General features: G+C 63.2%; 15 protein-coding genes. 13 read left to right on the forward strand and 2 right to left on the reverse strand.

Features of this window, described 5'->3' with window-relative positions; translation table 11 throughout:
* Nucleotides 1–2 precede the first annotated feature (2 nt).
* Both ACIGJC_RS04935 and ACIGJC_RS04940 read right to left on the reverse strand, forming a co-directional pair.
* Complete coding sequence (locus tag ACIGJC_RS04935; RefSeq protein WP_483710906.1) at nucleotides 3–440, reverse strand: DUF3619 family protein; 438 nt, start codon at nucleotides 438–440, stop codon at nucleotides 3–5.
* Nucleotides 437–1,003: an RNA polymerase sigma factor gene (locus ACIGJC_RS04940; protein WP_483710907.1), complete on the reverse strand. Its 567-nt coding sequence runs from the start codon at nucleotides 1,001–1,003 to the stop codon at nucleotides 437–439. Before ACIGJC_RS04940 ends, ACIGJC_RS04935 begins: the two co-directional genes overlap by 4 nt.
* A gap of 345 nt (nucleotides 1,004–1,348) precedes the next feature.
* On the opposite strand from ACIGJC_RS04940, the gene ACIGJC_RS04945 reads away from it, so the two are divergent.
* The 13 genes from ACIGJC_RS04945 to secG all read left to right on the forward strand — a co-directional run bounded on the left by ACIGJC_RS04945 (nucleotide 1,349) and on the right by secG (nucleotide 16,079).
* Nucleotides 1,349–3,112 carry an acetolactate synthase 3 catalytic subunit gene (locus ACIGJC_RS04945; RefSeq protein WP_483710908.1) on the forward strand — a complete coding sequence of 588 codons (1,764 nt, stop codon included), beginning with the start codon at nucleotides 1,349–1,351 and terminating at the stop codon, nucleotides 3,110–3,112.
* Nucleotides 3,112–3,603, forward strand: coding sequence for an acetolactate synthase small subunit (ilvN, locus tag ACIGJC_RS04950; protein WP_483710909.1), 492 nt, complete (start codon nucleotides 3,112–3,114; stop codon nucleotides 3,601–3,603). Before ACIGJC_RS04945 ends, ilvN begins: the two co-directional genes overlap by 1 nt.
* A 124-nt stretch (nucleotides 3,604–3,727) precedes the next feature.
* A complete protein-coding gene (ilvC, locus tag ACIGJC_RS04955) occupies nucleotides 3,728–4,744 on the forward strand; it encodes a ketol-acid reductoisomerase (protein WP_483710910.1) in 1,017 nt (338 codons plus the stop codon).
* Nucleotides 4,745–4,994: 250 nt separating this feature from the next.
* Complete coding sequence (locus ACIGJC_RS04960) at nucleotides 4,995–5,648, forward strand: phosphatidylserine decarboxylase (RefSeq protein ID WP_483710911.1); 654 nt, start codon at nucleotides 4,995–4,997, stop codon at nucleotides 5,646–5,648.
* Between the two features lie 25 nt (nucleotides 5,649–5,673).
* Nucleotides 5,674–6,564, forward strand: a complete 891-nt coding sequence (gene pssA, locus ACIGJC_RS04965; protein ID WP_483710912.1) for a CDP-diacylglycerol--serine O-phosphatidyltransferase — start codon at nucleotides 5,674–5,676, stop codon at nucleotides 6,562–6,564.
* A gap of 132 nt (nucleotides 6,565–6,696) precedes the next feature.
* Nucleotides 6,697–7,200, forward strand: a complete 504-nt coding sequence (lysM, locus tag ACIGJC_RS04970; RefSeq protein WP_483710913.1) for a peptidoglycan-binding protein LysM — start codon at nucleotides 6,697–6,699, stop codon at nucleotides 7,198–7,200.
* 315 nt (nucleotides 7,201–7,515) lie between these two features.
* Nucleotides 7,516–9,057 carry a 2-isopropylmalate synthase gene (locus ACIGJC_RS04975; protein ID WP_483710914.1) on the forward strand — a complete coding sequence of 514 codons (1,542 nt, stop codon included), beginning with the start codon at nucleotides 7,516–7,518 and terminating at the stop codon, nucleotides 9,055–9,057.
* Nucleotides 9,058–9,359: 302 nt separating this feature from the next.
* Nucleotides 9,360–10,610 carry a branched-chain amino acid ABC transporter substrate-binding protein gene (locus ACIGJC_RS04980; protein ID WP_483710915.1) on the forward strand — a complete coding sequence of 417 codons (1,251 nt, stop codon included), beginning with the start codon at nucleotides 9,360–9,362 and terminating at the stop codon, nucleotides 10,608–10,610.
* 173 nt (nucleotides 10,611–10,783) lie between these two features.
* Nucleotides 10,784–11,053, forward strand: a complete 270-nt coding sequence (gene rpsO, locus ACIGJC_RS04985; protein ID WP_483710916.1) for a 30S ribosomal protein S15 — start codon at nucleotides 10,784–10,786, stop codon at nucleotides 11,051–11,053.
* 431 nt (nucleotides 11,054–11,484) lie between these two features.
* Complete coding sequence (gene pnp / locus ACIGJC_RS04990) at nucleotides 11,485–13,653, forward strand: polyribonucleotide nucleotidyltransferase (RefSeq protein ID WP_483710917.1); 2,169 nt, start codon at nucleotides 11,485–11,487, stop codon at nucleotides 13,651–13,653.
* A 164-nt stretch (nucleotides 13,654–13,817) separates the two neighbouring features.
* The gene (locus ACIGJC_RS04995) at nucleotides 13,818–14,822 is read left to right on the forward strand and encodes an NAD(P)H-quinone oxidoreductase (RefSeq protein WP_483710918.1); all 1,005 of its coding nucleotides are present in this window, start codon (nucleotides 13,818–13,820) and stop codon (nucleotides 14,820–14,822) included.
* Between the two features lie 131 nt (nucleotides 14,823–14,953).
* Nucleotides 14,954–15,658, forward strand: a complete 705-nt coding sequence (tpiA, locus tag ACIGJC_RS05000; protein ID WP_483710919.1) for a triose-phosphate isomerase — start codon at nucleotides 14,954–14,956, stop codon at nucleotides 15,656–15,658.
* A 52-nt stretch (nucleotides 15,659–15,710) separates the two neighbouring features.
* Nucleotides 15,711–16,079, forward strand: a complete 369-nt coding sequence (gene secG / locus ACIGJC_RS05005) for a preprotein translocase subunit SecG (protein ID WP_483710920.1) — start codon at nucleotides 15,711–15,713, stop codon at nucleotides 16,077–16,079.
* Nucleotides 16,080–16,217 lie beyond the last annotated feature (138 nt).

Raw genomic sequence — 16,217 nt, forward strand, 5'->3', positions numbered from 1 at the left:
GTCTATTGCCCGCGCTTCAGGAACACGTGGAAGCCCTGGTCGGCGTATGCCGTGGGGGGAAGGTCGTCGAGCAGCATGGCGGCATCGATGTCCGCCAGTTCCTCGACACGCTTCTGTTGCTGCCAGTGATAGATGCCGATCAGGCCGGCGCCGAGCGCGACCAGGGCCCAGACCAGCGCCCCCCGCTTCAGCCAACTGCCGACCCGGTGCAAGGCAGAATCGTCTTCGTCGTCGAACGATGGCGCGTGATGGCCGGTCGGCATGGCGAATTGCGGTGCGCGCACCGGCGCCTCGGCCTTCTTGTGGGCCAGCGCCATACGGCGCGCAGCCGCCAGCCGCTCGCTCACATCGGCCGGCAAATTGTCGGCCGATGCGTCAAGTGCAGCGCGAACCTCATGCGCGAAGCGTAGTTCCTGAATTTCTCTGTCGTTTCTGCTCATAGTCGAACCCCCCGTGCGCGCAATGCTTGCGCCAGGGTATGCGTGGCACGGGAACAGTGCGTCTTGACGCTGCCTTCTGAGCACCCCATGACCGCGGCGGTTTCGGCGACGTCCATATCCTCCCAGTAACGCATCAGGAATGCCTCGCGTTGACGCGTGGGCAGACGCTGGATTTCCTGCTCGATGATATGCATCACCTGTGCCCGCTCGACCTTGTCGGCGCTGCTCTCGGCCAGCTCTGATCCGGGCTGGGCTTCGAGTGTATCGAGCAGGTCGTTGTCGTCGCCGTCGCGTTCGTCGCGCAGGCTCGAGAAGAGCGACACCCAGGTATTGCGCACCTTCTGGCGGCGGAAATGGTCGTGGATCGTGTTCTGCAGAATGCGCTGGAACAGCGGGGGCAATTCCGCGGCGCTCTTGTCGCCGTATTTTTCCGCCAGCTTGATCATGGCGTCCTGGACGATGTCCAGCGCCGCTTCGTCGTCGCGCACGGCAAAGACCGCCTGCTTGAAGGCGCGCCGCTCGACGCTGGCGAGAAAGTCGGACAGTTCCTGGTCGGTAGCCATGCAGGCGGGTGAAAACGATATCTCTGTGCTGGCGGATGTGCTGCGAACGGCTCGCGGCGTAGCCGGAGTGGTGCGATGCTAGCAAAAAACAAGTGGCCATGACCACTTCTGTATTGTCCCTAATACAAGAACCCGTCTGCAAAATGGCGGCGGGGCGACACGAAAAGATCGTAGACCGCGCTGATGCATTGCAGTATCATCGACGGTTCACACGACATCAGTGGTTGTCTCATCCGGCCGCTTATGAGGCGGTCTTCCATGCAGACGCGCACCGCTTGAACCCGTGCCACAAGCCCGGCAGAGAGCATCCAAACAATTTTTTGCCGAAAATTGCAAAGGACTGAAATGAACATGCCCAGCGCGGAATTCTCCCACGCAGACAGCAATTCATCTGCCGCACCCGAAATGATCGGTGCGGAAATTCTCGTTCACGCACTAGCCGAAGAAGGCGTTGAGTACGTCTGGGGTTATCCCGGCGGCGCAGTGCTGTATATCTACGACGAGCTTCACAAGCAAACGAAATTCGAGCACATCCTGGTGCGCCACGAGCAGGCCGCGGTCCATGCCGCAGACGGCTACGCGCGGGCAACCGGCAAGGTGGGCGTCGCCCTGGTGACCTCCGGTCCCGGCGTGACCAATGCCGTCACGGGCATTGCCACCGCGTATCTCGACTCGATCCCGATGGTGGTGATCACCGGCAACGTGCCGACCCACGCGATCGGCCAGGATGCCTTCCAGGAATGCGATACCGTCGGGATCACCCGGCCGATCGTCAAGCACAACTTCCTCGTGAAGGACGTGCGCGACCTCGCATCGACCATCAAGAAGGCTTTCTATATTGCCTCCACCGGCCGTCCGGGCCCGGTGGTCGTGGACATCCCCAAGGATGTCTCCCGGAACACCTGCAAGTACGAGTACCCCAAGTCGATCGACATGCGCTCGTACAGCCCGGTGAACAAGGGGCATTCGGGCCAGATCCGCAAGGCCGTCGCGCTGCTGCAGGGCGCAGAGCGTCCGTACATCTACGCCGGCGGCGGCGTGGTGCTGGCCAATGCCAGCGAGGAACTGCGCCAGCTGGCTGCTCTCACGGGCCACCCGGTCACCAACACGCTGATGGCCCTGGGCGCGTTCCCGGGCAGCAGCAAGCAGTTCGTCGGCATGCTGGGCATGCACGGCACGTATGAAGCCAATATGGCCATGCAGGATTGTGACGTGCTGATTGCCATTGGCGCGCGTTTCGATGACCGCGTGATCGGCAATCCGGGACACTTCGCCTCGCAGGCGCGCAAGATCATCCATATCGACATCGACCCGTCGTCGATCTCGAAGCGCGTGAAGGTGGACATCCCCATCGTTGGCAACGTCAAGGACGTGCTGCAGGAACTGATTGCCCAGCTCCAGGCCAGCGACGTCAAGCCCAAGCGCGAGGCCCTGGCCAAGTGGTGGGAGCGCATCGAGCAATGGCGTTCGGTGGACTGCCTCAAATACGACCGCAGCTCCGAGATCATCAAGCCGCAGTACGTGGTCGAGAAGATCTGGGAACTGACCAAGGGCGATGCCTTCATCTGCTCCGACGTCGGCCAGCACCAGATGTGGGCCGCGCAGTTCTACAAGTTCAACGAGCCGCGCCGCTGGATCAACTCCGGTGGCCTGGGCACGATGGGCGTGGGCTTGCCGTACGCCATGGGCATCAAGAAGGCGTTCCCGGAGAAGGAAGTCGTCACCATCACCGGTGAGGGCTCGATCCAGATGTGTATCCAGGAATTGTCGACCTGCCTGCAGTACGACACCCCGGTCAAGATCTGCTCGCTCAACAACGGCTACCTGGGCATGGTGCGCCAATGGCAGGAAATCGAGTACGACAACCGCTACTCGCATTCCTACATGGATGCACTGCCTGACTTCGTGAAACTGGCCGAGGCCTATGGCCATATCGGCATGCGCGTGGAAAAGACGTCCGACGTCGAGCCGGCGCTGCGCGAGGCCTTCCGCCTGAAGGACCGAACCGTGTTCCTGGACTTCCAGACCGATCCCACCGAAAACGTCTGGCCGATGGTCCAGGCGGGCAAGGGCATTTCCGAAATGCTGCTCGGCGCGGAGGACCTGTAATGCGACACATCATTTCGGTCCTGCTGGAAAACGAACCGGGCGCGCTGTCGCGCGTGGTCGGCCTGTTCTCGGCCCGCGGCTACAACATCGAGACGCTGACGGTGGCACCCACCGAAGACGCATCGCTGTCGCGCATGACGATCGTCACGACTGGTTCGGATGACGTGATCGAACAGATCACCAAGCACCTGAACCGCCTCGTGGAAGTGGTGAAGGTGGTCGACCTGACCGAAGGCGCGCACATCGAACGCGAGCTGATGCTCGTGAAAGTGCGCGCGGTCGGCAAGGAGCGCGAGGAAATGAAGCGCACCGCCGACATCTTCCGTGGCCGCATCATCGACGTTACCGAGAAGACTTACACCATCGAGCTGACCGGCGCCGGCGTCAAGCTCGATGCGTTTCTCGATGCCATCGACCGCACCGCCATCCTCGAGACCGTCCGTACCGGCGGCTCGGGCATTGGCCGCGGCGAGCGCATCCTGAAGGTCTGAACGGACGTCCCGCACGCACGCTGAAAGTTTTCGCAGTATCCCCCCGGGCGGCGCGATCCGGACGCACACGATGCGCCTGATGATGCCGCCTCCTCATACAAAGATAGAGACTGAAGGAATTATCATGAAAGTGTTTTACGACAAGGACGCCGACCTCTCCCTCATCAAGGGCAAGAACGTCACCATCATCGGCTACGGCTCGCAAGGCCATGCCCACGCGCTGAACCTGAAGGATTCGGGCGTGAACGTGACGGTCGGCCTGCGCAAGAGCGGCGCGTCGTGGAACAAGGCCGTCAACGCCGGCCTGCAGGTGAAGGAAGTGGCCGAGGCCGTGAAGGGCGCCGACGTGGTCATGATCCTGCTGCCGGACGAGCAGATCGCCGACGTGTACAAGAACGAAGTGCACGCCAACATCAAGGAAGGCGCCGCGCTGGCCTTCGCCCACGGCTTCAACGTGCACTACGGTGCCGTGGTGCCGCGCGCCGACCTGGACGTGATCATGATCGCGCCGAAGGCCCCGGGCCACACCGTGCGTGCCACGTACAGCCAGGGTGGCGGCGTGCCGCACCTGATCGCCGTGCACCAGGACAAGTCCGGCGCCGCCCGTGACATCGCCCTGTCATACGCCACCGCCAATGGCGGCGGCCGTGCCGGCATCATCGAGACCAACTTCCGCGAAGAAACCGAAACCGACCTGTTCGGCGAACAAGCCGTGCTGTGCGGCGGTACCGTCGAGCTGATCAAGGCAGGCTTCGAAACGCTGGTGGAAGCCGGCTACGCGCCGGAAATGGCCTACTTCGAGTGCCTGCACGAGCTGAAGCTGATCGTCGACCTGATCTACGAAGGCGGCATCGCCAACATGAACTACTCGATCTCGAACAACGCCGAATACGGCGAATACGTCACTGGCCCGCGCGTCGTGACCGAAGAGACCAAGAAGGCCATGAAGCAGTGCCTGAAGGACATCCAGACCGGCGAGTACGCCAAGAGCTTCCTGCTGGAAAACAAGGCTGGCGCCCCGACCCTGTCGTCGCGCCGCCGCCTGAACGCCGAGCACCAGATCGAAGTGGTTGGCGAAAAGCTGCGCGCAATGATGCCGTGGATCGCCAAGAACAAGATGGTCGATCAGTCGAAGAACTAAGCTGCCTGCCAGCCTGAAGACCGTGCCGCCCGATGGCTGGCGCGGTCACAGCCGTTCAGTGTCTCGTGGATGCCTTCTATAGTGGGAAGGGATTCACGGGGCCTGAACGGCTTTTTGTTATCCTTGTCAGACTATGGGCGGAGCGTGCCTTATCCTGCTCTGCTTCGGTGCCGTCGGGCCCGCCAGTGGCCGCGTCTGCCGCAGTTTAGTGCGCGATCGTGCCTTTTCTTTTCCATCAAACAAGCACTGCATGAACTATCCTCATCCGCTGATCGCCCGTGAAGGCTGGCCATTCCTGGCCGGCGCCTTTCTTATCTCGCTGCTGGTCCATGCCAGCGCGGGTTTCTGGTGGGCATTGCCGTTGTGGATCATCACGCTGTTCGTGCTCCAGTTCTTCCGTGATCCGCCGCGCCCGATTCCCGCGCAACCGAATGCCGTGCTGGCACCCGCCGACGGGCGCATCGTCTCGGTGGAAAAGGTCCAGGACCCGTATGCCGGCCGTGAAGCGCTGAAGATCAGCGTGTTCATGAACGTGTTCAACGTGCATTCGAACCGCGCTTCGGTTGACGGTCAGGTCGAAAAGCTCGAATACTTTCCGGGCAAGTTTGTCAACGCCGACCTGGACAAGGCATCGACAGAGAACGAACGCAATGCGCTGGTGATCCGCCGCGCCGTCGATGGCCAGATCGTGACACTGGTGCAGGTGGCAGGCCTCGTGGCACGCCGCATCCTGTGCTACACCCGCGTCGGCGAAAGCCTGTCGCGCGGCCAGCGCTATGGGTTTATCCGTTTCGGTTCCCGCGTGGACGTCTACCTGCCGCTGAATGCGCGACCGCGTGTCACCATCGGTGAAAAGGTCTCGGCATCGTCGACGATCCTCGCCGAGCTGGATGAACTGAAGTAAGCGACAACCAGACAGGAGCGCTGTAATGGTTGCCTTCCATCGACGCAACAAGCGGAACACCAATGGCAACGTGACGCACCTGCGTCCGTTCCGCCACAACCAGCTGCGCGGCGCGGATGAGCTGGACGACGATGTCGCGGATGACCAGGACATCATCTACGAGCGTCCGCGCCGCCGCGGTATCTACCTGCTGCCGAATGCGTTCACCACGGCAGCGCTGTTCGCCGGCTTCTTTGCCATCGTGCAGGCCATGAACATGCGCTTCGACGTGGCGGCCATTGCGATCTTCGCCGCGATGGTGCTCGATGGCATGGACGGGCGCGTGGCGCGCATCACCAACACGCAAAGCGCGTTCGGCGAACAGTACGATTCGCTCTCGGACATGACCTCGTTCGGCGTGGCGCCAGCCCTGGTGATGTACGAATGGATCCTCCATGACCTCGGCAAATGGGGCTGGATCGCGGCCTTTGTCTATTGCACGTGCGCAGCCCTGCGGCTGGCGCGCTTCAATGCCAATATCGGCGTGGTCGACAAGCGCTTCTTCCAGGGGCTGCCGAGTCCGGCGGCCGCGGCGCTGGTCGCCGGTTTTGTCTGGCTGGTGATCGACAACAAGCTGCCGGTCAAGGAACTGTGGATGCCGTGGGTGGCGTTCGGCATCACGTTGTATGCCGGGCTGTCGATGGTGTCGAATGCGCCGTTCTACAGCGGCAAGGCGCTCGATGTCCGCTACCGCGTGCCGTTCGGCATGATGGTGCTGGTACTGGTGCTCTTCGTGCTCGTGTCGACCGATCCGCCGGTCGCCCTGTTTGCACTGTTTGTCGCCTATGCGATTTCCGGCTACGTACTGTGGGCCTGGCGCGGCATTCACGGCCAGCCCGGGGTGGCCAGGCGGGCGCGCGATAGCGGCAATCACTAGTTGATGCGAAGGGGAAGGGCGCTGCGGCGCCCTTCGTGCTTTGCAGCGGGACGCTTCACCACGGGTTCCGCTTTGCCATGGCAGCCACCATGGCATGGATTCTGTGTTTCCACTCACCGTCAGGAGGATGTCATGGGCATGTTCGACTTCATCAAGGAAGCGGGGGAAAAGCTGTTCGGCACCGGCGAGGCCAAGGCCGCGCAGGCCGCCGCGACGGCCGACGCATCGGCCGAGAACGTGGATGCGGCCAACCGCGCTGCCGGCGATGCCATCGAGGCGTACATCAAGCAGATGGGTCTCGATGCCACGGGCCTGATGGTGCAGGTGGATGGCTCCCAGGGGCTGGTGACCGTTTTCGGCGTGGCGCCCGACCAGGCTACGCGGGAAAAGATCGTCCTGTGCTGCGGTAACGTTCAAGGCGTGGACAAGGTCGAGGACAAGATGTCGGTCAACGTCGAGTCGTCCGAGTCGCAGTGGCACACCGTGGTCAAGGGCGACACGCTGTGGGCGATCTCGCAGGCGGCCTACGGCAACGGCGCCGAGTACAACCGCATCTTCGAGGCCAACAAGCCAATGCTGTCTCACCCCGACAAGATCTACCCGGGCCAGAAACTGCGGATTCCTCCGAAGGGCTGAGACCGGCGCCGACCTTGCCCGTGATTACCCGTCTTGCATGGGCGCGGCAACTCCGCTATATTCCTTGCCATGATTTCGCGCCAAGCCCTACTCGCCCGCACCACCCTAGGTGGCCTACTAGGCCATCAGGTCGGGACGCGCGTGCGCTAAGGCTACCCATACCTTAGCGCGGAATCACCAAGGAATTTTCCAACGCCCCGGCCTGCATCGATGCACGCCGGGGCGTTTTGCATTCCCGCATCAGGGATGCGCGAAACAGGCGATACCCGGCGGCACGATGGCGGGGACCGCACACGATAAAGCCCAGGAGCTCCAATGTCTGACAAACTCATCATTTTCGACACCACCTTGCGCGATGGCGAGCAGTCGCCCGGCGCCTCGATGACGCGCGAGGAAAAGATCCGCATTGCGAAGCAGCTGGAGCGGCTGAAGGTCGACGTGATCGAGGCTGGCTTCGCGGCAAGCTCCAACGGCGACTTCGAAGCCATCCGTTCGATTGCCCAGGTCGTCAAGGATTCGACCATCTGCTCGCTGGCCCGCGCCAACGACAAGGACATCGCCCGCGCTGCCGAAGCGCTGAAGCCGGCCAATTCGTTCCGTATCCACACGTTCATCGCCACCTCGGCGCTGCACATGGAAAAGAAGCTGCGCATGACGCCTGACCAGGTGTATGAGCAGGCCCGCCTGGCCGTGCGCTTTGCGCGCCAGTTCACGGACGATATCGAGTTCTCGCCGGAAGACGGCAGCCGCTCGGACATGGATTTCCTGTGCCGCGTGCTCGAAGGCGTGATTGCCGAAGGGGCGACCACCATCAACCTGCCGGATACCGTGGGTTATGCCGTGCCGGAAGGCTATGCCGGCCTGATCCGTTCGGTGCGCGAGCGTATCCCCAACTCCGACAAGGCCGTGTGGTCGGTCCATTGCCACAATGACCTCGGCATGGCGGTGGCGAACTCGCTGGCAGCCGTGAAGCTCGGCGGCGCCCGCCAGATCGAGTGCACGATCAACGGCCTGGGCGAGCGTGCCGGCAATACCAGTCTCGAAGAAGTCGTGATGGCCGTGAAGACGCGCCGCGATTACTTCAATCTCGACGTCGGCGTCGATACCTCGCAGATCGTGCCGGCCTCGAAGCTGGTGTCGCAGATCACCGGCTTCGTGGTCCAGCCGAACAAGGCCGTGGTCGGCGCCAATGCGTTCGCGCATGCCTCGGGCATCCACCAGGACGGCGTGCTGAAGGCGCGCGACACCTACGAGATCATGCGTGCGGAAGATGTGGGCTGGACCGCCAACAAGATCGTGCTGGGCAAGCTGTCGGGCCGCAACGCGTTCAAGCAACGCCTGCAGGAGCTGGGTGTCGAGCTCGAAAGCGAAGCCGAGGTCAATGCCGCCTTCGGCCGCTTCAAGGAACTGGCCGACCAGAAGGCCGAGATCTTCGACGAAGACATCATGGCCATCGTCTCGAACGAGGCGCAGCATGACGCCAACGAACACTATCGCTTCATCTCGCTGTCGCAGCGCTCGGAAACGGGGGAGCGTCCGCGTGCCCGCGTGGTGTTCAACATGGATGGCCAGGAGCACGCCGGCGAAGGCGAGGGCAATGGTCCGGTTGATGCCACGCTGCACGCGATCGAATCGCAGGTGAACAGCGGCGCCGAGATGGTGCTGTACTCGGTGAACGCCATCACCGGCGGTACCGAGGCGCAGGGCGAGGTGACGGTGCGTCTGTCCAAGGCCGGCCGTATTGTCAACGGTGTCGGTACCGACCCGGATATCGTGGCGGCATCGGCCAAGGCCTACCTGGCCGCGCTGAACAAGCTGCACGACAAGGCCGTCCAGAAGATCAACCCGCAGATCTGATTTTCAGACCCGCATCCTGGCGCCGTTCCTACCCGGAGCAGCGCCGGGGGCGAAGGGCCTACCGGCCCTGAACGCCCGAACCAGCCCGCCGGCCATCAAGCATGGTCCGCGGGCTGTTTTCATGGGGTGGCGCAAGCGTAGGGTCAGACTTCGCGCCACATGGGCCGAAGATACTGATCGTTGCTGAGAACATTCGACAAATCCGCGCATCGGCTCCGCATTTCGGCTGGGAACGGCGCGGCATTCTGATTTGCCGCGGCGCGGGCGCTGCCTTACCATGCGCCCTTTCGTGGAGGCATGGCATGTGGAAACAGGCGAAGGGTTGGCTGGCAGTTGGCCTCATGTGGTTGGCAGCGGGAGCCCAGGCGCAGGAGCCGATCCGGCTCGGCATGATCGACGGGCTGTCCGGGCCGTTCGCCAATGCCGGCGATGCCGTGGTCCGGAACCTGCGCATCGCGATCGAGCGGATCAATGCGCGGGGCGGCGTGAAGACGGCTCAGGGCAAGCGCCCGATGGAGCTGGTGACCTTCGACAGCAAGGGCAATGTCGACGAAAGCCTGATCCAGTTCCGCGGGCTCGTGGACAAGGGCATTCCCTTTGTCCTGCAAGGCAACAGCTCGGCGGTGGCGAGCGCGCTGGTGGCGGCAATCAACCGGCATAATGCCCGGCAGCCCGACGCCCGGGTACTGTTCCTGAACTATTCGGCCGTCGACCCGAGCCTGACCAACGAGAATTGCAGCTTCTGGCATTTCCGCTTCGACGCCAGCGCCGACATGCGCATGCAGGCACTGGCCGAAGTCATCCGGCAGGACCGCGCGGTGCGCCGCGTGTACCTGTTCAACCAGGACTACAGCTTCGGCCATCAGGTGTCGCGCTCCGCGCACGAGATGCTGACGGCCAAGCGGCCGGACCTGCAGTTTGTCGGCGACGAATTCCACCCGATCGGCAAGATCAAGGACTTTGCGCCCTACATCGCCAAAATCAAGGCCAGCGGGGCCGACGCGGTGGTGACCGGAAACTGGGGCAATGACCTGACGCTGATGGTCAAGGCTGCACGCGAAGGCGGCCTGCAGGCCAGGTTCTATACCTTCTACGGCAATGGACTTGGCGCACCCGCCGCGATGGGGGATGCCGGCGTGGGTCGTGTGCTCGCCGTGGCGGAATGGCACCCGAACGTCGGTGGGGCCGCCTCGGACGCCTTCTACGAGCAGTTCCGCGCCCGCTACCCGGACCCAAGGGACGATTACGTGCACCTGCGCATGCAGATGATGGTGGAAATGCTGGCGCGCGCGATTGAGAAAGCCGGCTCGACCGATGCCGTGCAGGTAGCCCGCGCGCTGGAGAACATGCGATACGTCAATGACTTCCATGAGGCCACGGTGCGCGCCGACGACCACCAGGTGCTTCAGCCGCTCTATGTCTCGGTCATGGAGCGGCAGGGCGGCGAAGTACGATTTGACAACGAGGGCTCCGGCTACGGCTTCCGCACGGTGCGCAAGCTCAAGGCCGCCCAGACCACGCTGCCGACGACGTGCCGTATGCAGCGCCCATAGCGAGTCGGGTCAGGGAAGAGGAAGGCAGGCTGGCCTCCGGAAAGGCTTTCCGCTATAATCCGCGCCTGTCGTCACCCGGTATTCCCGGCGTGAGGGCAGATGCCAGTTTATGCATGGCACGACGCAAGCGGCGCATCCCGCGCTGTGGCGTTCGCAAGTAAAAGGAAATCATCATGGCATTCGCCAATATCAACAAGTCTGAAGTCATTCAGCAGTTCGCCCGTGGCGCCAACGACACTGGCAGCCCCGAAGTTCAGGTGGCCCTGCTGACCACCCGCATTAACGAACTGACCCCGCACTTCAAGGCCAACATGAAGGACCACCACAGCCGCCGCGGCCTGCTGCGCATGGTGAGCCGTCGTCGTCGCCTGCTGGACTACCTGAAGTCCAACGACGCTGACCGTTACCGCGCCCTGATCGAAAAGCTGGGCCTGCGCAAGTAAGGATTGGCTGGCATGGCAGCGCGATTCCAGGGTTTGCACGGTTTCGCGTGACGCCTCGATGCCTGCTTCAGCATTGCTGGGGCAGGCATTTTGCATTTCTGGCGGGGCAATGCATGCCCGGTCCGCAATGCAGTAATACTTGAGTGATCTTCGCTTCACTGGACCTGAGGGGATTCCGATTCGCCGGTCCCCCGTTGCGGCAAGCCCCGCAACGGAGTAAGTTGCTCTTTTTCATGGTTTTCAGTATCCGGATCGGCCAAGGAAACGGGGTTTTGTGTCATTCCAGCGCGGCATCGGCAACCGTGCCGCGCTGGAATGGCATAGCACTTCCCTGCCACTGCGACTGTTTCCGGCAGTTAGCCTGCGGCTGAGAACGCAGGCGGCGCACGCCGAGCAATGATTCCGGCGTGCACGCAAGACAAGGAATGCAAATGTCCATGTTCAACAAAGTAGTCAAGCAGTTCCAGTGGGGCCAACATTCGGTCCGTATGGAAACCGGTGAAATCGCCCGCCAGGCCGGTGGCGCGGTGCTGGTCGACGTGGAAGACACCGTCGTGCTGGCGACCGTTGTCGCCGCCAAGAGCCCGAAGGCCGGCCAGGACTTCTTCCCGCTGACCGTCGACTACATCGAAAAGACCTACGCTGCCGGCAAGATCCCCGGTGGCTTCTTCAAGCGTGAAGGCCGTCCGTCGGAAAACGAGACCCTGACCTCGCGCCTGATCGACCGTCCGCTGCGACCGCTGTTCCCGGAAGGCTTCTACAACGACGTACAAGTTGTCGTGCACGTGGTGTCGCTGAACCCGGACGTGCCGGCTGACATCCCCGCGCTGATCGGTGCCTCGGCCGCGCTGGCCGTGTCGGGCATTCCGTTCAGCGGTCCGGTGGGCGCTGCCCGCGTCGGCTACAAGGACGGCCAGTACCTGCTGAACCCGACCCGTTCGCAAATGGCGACTTCGGACCTCGACCTGATCGTCGCCGGTACCGAGCGCGCTGTGCTGATGGTGGAATCGGAAGCGAACCAGCTGTCGGAAGATGTGATGCTGGGTGCCGTGGTGTATGGCCACGAGCAGATGCAAACCGCGATCAATGCGATCCACGAACTGGTCCGTGACGGCGGCAAGCCGGAGTGGGACTGGGCCGCTGCGCCGAAGAACGAAGCGCTGATCGCCAAGGTCACCGAAGTGGCGCTGCCGCTGCTGCAGGAAGCCTACCAGCTGCGCCAGAAGTCGGCCCGCAGCCAGAAGCTGAAGGAAGTGTCCGCCAACGTGGCGGCCGCGCTGGCAGCCGCCGGCGTGGAAGCCGACAAGGTGGAAGTCGGCAACATCATGTTCGACCTGGAAGCCAAGATCGTGCGCGGCCAGGTGCTGGCAGGGGAGCCGCGTATCGACGGCCGCGACACCCGCACCGTGCGCCCGATCGAGATCCGTTCGTCGGTCCTGCCGCGCGCCCACGGTTCGGCGCTGTTTACCCGCGGCGAGACCCAGGCACTGGTGGTGGCTACGCTCGGTACCAAGAGCGACGAGCAGATCATCGACGCGCTGGCCGGTGAATACCGCGACCGCTTCATGCTCCACTACAACATGCCTCCGTTCGCCACCGGCGAAACCGGTCGCGTGGGCAGCCCGAAGCGCCGCGAAATCGGCCATGGCCGCCTGGCCAAGCGCGCACTGATCCCGGTGCTGCCGAAGGACGATGAGTTCGCCTATACCATTCGCCTGGTTTCGGAAATCACCGAATCCAACGGTTCGTCGTCGATGGCTTCGGTCTGCGGCGGTTGCCTGGCACTGATGGACGCCGGCGTTCCGGTCAAGGCACACGTGGCCGGCGTGGCCATGGGCCTGATCCTGGAAGGCAACAAGTTCGCCGTTCTGACCGACATCCTCGGTGACGAAGACCACCTGGGCGACATGGACTTCAAGGTCGCGGGTACCGACAACGGCATCACCGCACTGCAGATGGACATCAAGGTGCAGGGCATCACCAAGGAAATCATGCAGGTTGCCCTGGCGCAGGCCAAGGAAGGCCGCCTGCATATCCTGGGCGCGATGCACAGCGCCATGGGCCACGCCCGCACCGAACTGTCGGCGCACGCTCCGCGCATGATCACCATGAAGATCCATCCGGACAAGATCCGCGAAGTGATCGGCAAGGGCGGCTCGACCATCCAGGCGCTGACCAAGGAAACCGGCACCACCATCGACATCCAGGAAGACGGCACCATCACCATCGCCTCGACCTCGACCGAAGGCATGGCCGAAGCCAAGCGCCGCATCGAAGGCATCACCGCCGAAGCCGAAGTGGGCAAGATCTACAACGGCACGGTGCTGAAGCTGCTGGACTTCGGCGCGATCGTGAACATCCTGCCGGGCAAGGACGGTCTGCTGCATATCTCGGAAATCGTCAACGAGCGCGTGAAGGACATCAAGGACTGGCTGAAGGAAGGCCAGCAGCTGCGCGTCAAGCTGATCCAGGCTGACGAGAAGGGCCGTCTGCGCCTGTCGCTGAAGGCCGCGCTGGCGGAAGAGGGCGGCAGCATCAGCCCGCAGACGCACGCCGAAGCAGCGCCGGCTCCGGCTGCGCCGTCGGACCAGCAGCAGTAAGCTGAATCCGGCGCCGCCATCCGGCGGTATCGAAGAAAAAGCGGCTGGCGATGTCCAGCCGCTTTTTTGTTTACACTGCCGGGCAACCCAATTGAGCGACCGCTCTCACCGACACGCCGCGATGGCCTCTTGCGTCGCGCGCGAGACCAAGAAAAGGAGCAGCAATGCAAGCCATCGAGATTCGCGAATACGGTGCGCCCGAAGTCCTGCAGGAGACGCAACGCCCCGACCCGGTGGCGGGTGCCGGCGAGATCCTGATCCGCGTGGCCGCGGCCGGCGTCAATCGCCCCGACGTGTTCCAGCGCACCGGCAACTATCCGGTACCGCCCGGCGCGTCGGACCTGCCTGGCCTCGAAGTGGCTGGCGTCGTGGTCGGTGGAGACCTCTCCCATGCGGATAATCGCTTCGGGCTCAAGGTTGGCGATCGCGTCTGCGCGCTCGTGCAAGGCGGCGGCTATGCGCAACTGTGCACGGCGCCGGTGGCCCAGTGCCTGCCGGCTCCGAAGGGCCTGAGCGATATCGAAGCCGCGGCGCTGCCGGAAACCTTTTTCACCGTGTGGAGCAATGTGTTCGACCGCGGTTACCTGGGCCAGGGCCCGCGCGGAAAGGATGAGACGCTGCTGATCCAGGGCGGCTCCAGCGGCATCGGTACAACCGCGATCCAGATTGCCAAGGCGCTCGGCTACAAGGTGTTCGTCACGGCCGGTACCGATGAGAAATGCAAGGCCTGCGAGGATCTCGGCGCAGACCGTGCCATCAACTACAAGACCCAGGATTTCGTTGCCGAAGTGGCCACGCTGACCGCTGGCAAGGGCGTCGACGTGATCCTCGACATGGTGGCTGGCTCCTATCTGGGCCGTGAGTTGAAGTGCATTGCCGACGATGGCCGCATCGTCATCATCGCGCTGCTTGGCGGCGCCAAGGCGGAGATTCCGCTTGGCGATATCCTGCGCCGCCGTATCACGGTCACTGGCTCCACCCTGCGTCCGCGGTCCGCGGCATTCAAGGGGCAGATCGCCCAGGCGCTGCATCAGCAGGTGTGGCCGTTGCTCGAGGCGGGCAAGATCAAGCCGGTGATCCACAAGGTGTTTCCGGCGGCCCAGGCGGCCGAAGCCCATCGGCTGATGGAATCCAGCGAGCACATCGGCAAGATCGTCCTGACCTGGTAAGCGGCCTTGAAAAGTTGCCGCGCCGGCCTGGCCGCGCGCGGTAGCGCCGGTCCCCTGCCGCAAGCTACAATAACGGGTTTGATTTGGGAGGGGACCCCGTGAGACAAAAGCTCGTCATCGGCAACTGGAAGATGCACGGCAGCCTGGCCGCCAACGCCGCGCTGCTCGAGGGAATCAAGGCTGCACCGGCGCGCGCGCGGCTGGCGGTCTGCGCACCTTTCCCCTATCTTGCACAATGCCAGGCGCTGCTGAACGGCTCGCAGGTGGTCTGGGGCGCACAAGATGTGTCTGCCGAGGCGCGCGGCGCCTTCACTGGCGAGGTGGCTGCGTCCATGCTGGGGGAGTTTGGCTGCACCTACGCGCTGGTGGGTCACTCGGAGCGTCGTACCTACCATGCGGAAACGGACGCGGTGGTTGCCGCGAAGGCGCTGCGCGCGCTGGAATTCGGCATCCTGCCAGTGATCTGCGTTGGCGAGACGCTGGCCGAGCGCGAAGCTGGCCAGACCGAGGTCGTCGTGGGTCGGCAGTTGCAAGCAGTCCTGGACGCGCTGTCAGTTGAGCAACTGGGTCGCGTGGTCCTGGCCTACGAGCCGGTCTGGGCGATCGGCACGGGCAAGACCGCGACCAGCGAGCAGGCGCAGGCCGTGCACGCCTTCTTGCGCGGCCAGGTTCGCGAGCGTGACGCCGGCGTGGCGGAGCGCATGGCGATTTTGTACGGCGGTAGTGTTAAGCCGGACAATGCGGTCGAACTGTTTTCCATGCCCGATATTGACGGAGGCCTGATTGGTGGTGCCTCGTTGAAATCGGAAGATTTTCTCGCGATCGGCAACGCCTGAATGCCCGTCGCGCCGGATATCCGATCAGGCAAGTAACGCTAAATTTATCCAAATGGCAATTTTCAAGACTTTGTTGGTACTGGTGCAAGTGTTGTCGGCGCTGGGCGTCATCGGCCTGGTGCTGATTCAGCACGGCAAGGGTGCCGATGTAGGTGCGGCGTTCGGGTCAGGCGCTTCGGGCAGCCTGTTCGGCGCCACGGGCTCCGCAAACTTCCTGTCGCGCACGACTGCGGTGCTGGCGACGCTGTTCTTCATCTGCACGCTGAGCCTGACGCTGATGGGTAACTACAAGCCCGCCGCGTCGCTGGGCGTGATGGGCTCGGCCCCGGTGACCACGCCGGCTCCGGCTGCTGGTGCCTCAGCGCCTGCTGCGGCGGCTGCGGACGCCTCGGCTCCGGCTGCGCCTGCGGTTCCGAAATAATCGAGCGGCCTTGTATTCGATTCCTGATTTTTTTTGCAGTTGTGCGTTGAACAATGCAGCAAAGCGGGTTAGAATCCAAGGCTTGAAACGATTCCCCAGCGATGGGGCTTGAGCAAAGGCAAAAACCTCTGCGAAAGC

The sequence above is a fragment of the Cupriavidus sp. C3SS-1 genome, from assembly GCF_057073755.1.

What these genes read in the sequence shown, in the direction of transcription:
- ACIGJC_RS04935 (WP_483710906.1), bottom strand. Translation starts at nt 440, where the DNA reads ATGAGCAGAAACGACAGAGAAATTCAGGAACTACGCTTCGCGCATGAG.
- ACIGJC_RS04940 (WP_483710907.1), bottom strand. Translation starts at nt 1,003, where the DNA reads ATGGCTACCGACCAGGAACTGTCCGACTTTCTCGCCAGCGTCGAGCGG.
- ACIGJC_RS04945 (WP_483710908.1), top strand. Translation starts at nt 1,349, where the DNA reads ATGAACATGCCCAGCGCGGAATTCTCCCACGCAGACAGCAATTCATCT.
- ilvN (WP_483710909.1), top strand. Translation starts at nt 3,112, where the DNA reads ATGCGACACATCATTTCGGTCCTGCTGGAAAACGAACCGGGCGCGCTG.
- ilvC (WP_483710910.1), top strand. Translation starts at nt 3,728, where the DNA reads ATGAAAGTGTTTTACGACAAGGACGCCGACCTCTCCCTCATCAAGGGC.
- ACIGJC_RS04960 (WP_483710911.1), top strand. Translation starts at nt 4,995, where the DNA reads ATGAACTATCCTCATCCGCTGATCGCCCGTGAAGGCTGGCCATTCCTG.
- pssA (WP_483710912.1), top strand. Translation starts at nt 5,674, where the DNA reads ATGGTTGCCTTCCATCGACGCAACAAGCGGAACACCAATGGCAACGTG.
- lysM (WP_483710913.1), top strand. Translation starts at nt 6,697, where the DNA reads ATGGGCATGTTCGACTTCATCAAGGAAGCGGGGGAAAAGCTGTTCGGC.
- ACIGJC_RS04975 (WP_483710914.1), top strand. Translation starts at nt 7,516, where the DNA reads ATGTCTGACAAACTCATCATTTTCGACACCACCTTGCGCGATGGCGAG.
- ACIGJC_RS04980 (WP_483710915.1), top strand. Translation starts at nt 9,360, where the DNA reads ATGTGGAAACAGGCGAAGGGTTGGCTGGCAGTTGGCCTCATGTGGTTG.
- rpsO (WP_483710916.1), top strand. Translation starts at nt 10,784, where the DNA reads ATGGCATTCGCCAATATCAACAAGTCTGAAGTCATTCAGCAGTTCGCC.
- pnp (WP_483710917.1), top strand. Translation starts at nt 11,485, where the DNA reads ATGTCCATGTTCAACAAAGTAGTCAAGCAGTTCCAGTGGGGCCAACAT.
- ACIGJC_RS04995 (WP_483710918.1), top strand. Translation starts at nt 13,818, where the DNA reads ATGCAAGCCATCGAGATTCGCGAATACGGTGCGCCCGAAGTCCTGCAG.
- tpiA (WP_483710919.1), top strand. Translation starts at nt 14,954, where the DNA reads ATGCACGGCAGCCTGGCCGCCAACGCCGCGCTGCTCGAGGGAATCAAG.
- secG (WP_483710920.1), top strand. Translation starts at nt 15,711, where the DNA reads ATGGCAATTTTCAAGACTTTGTTGGTACTGGTGCAAGTGTTGTCGGCG.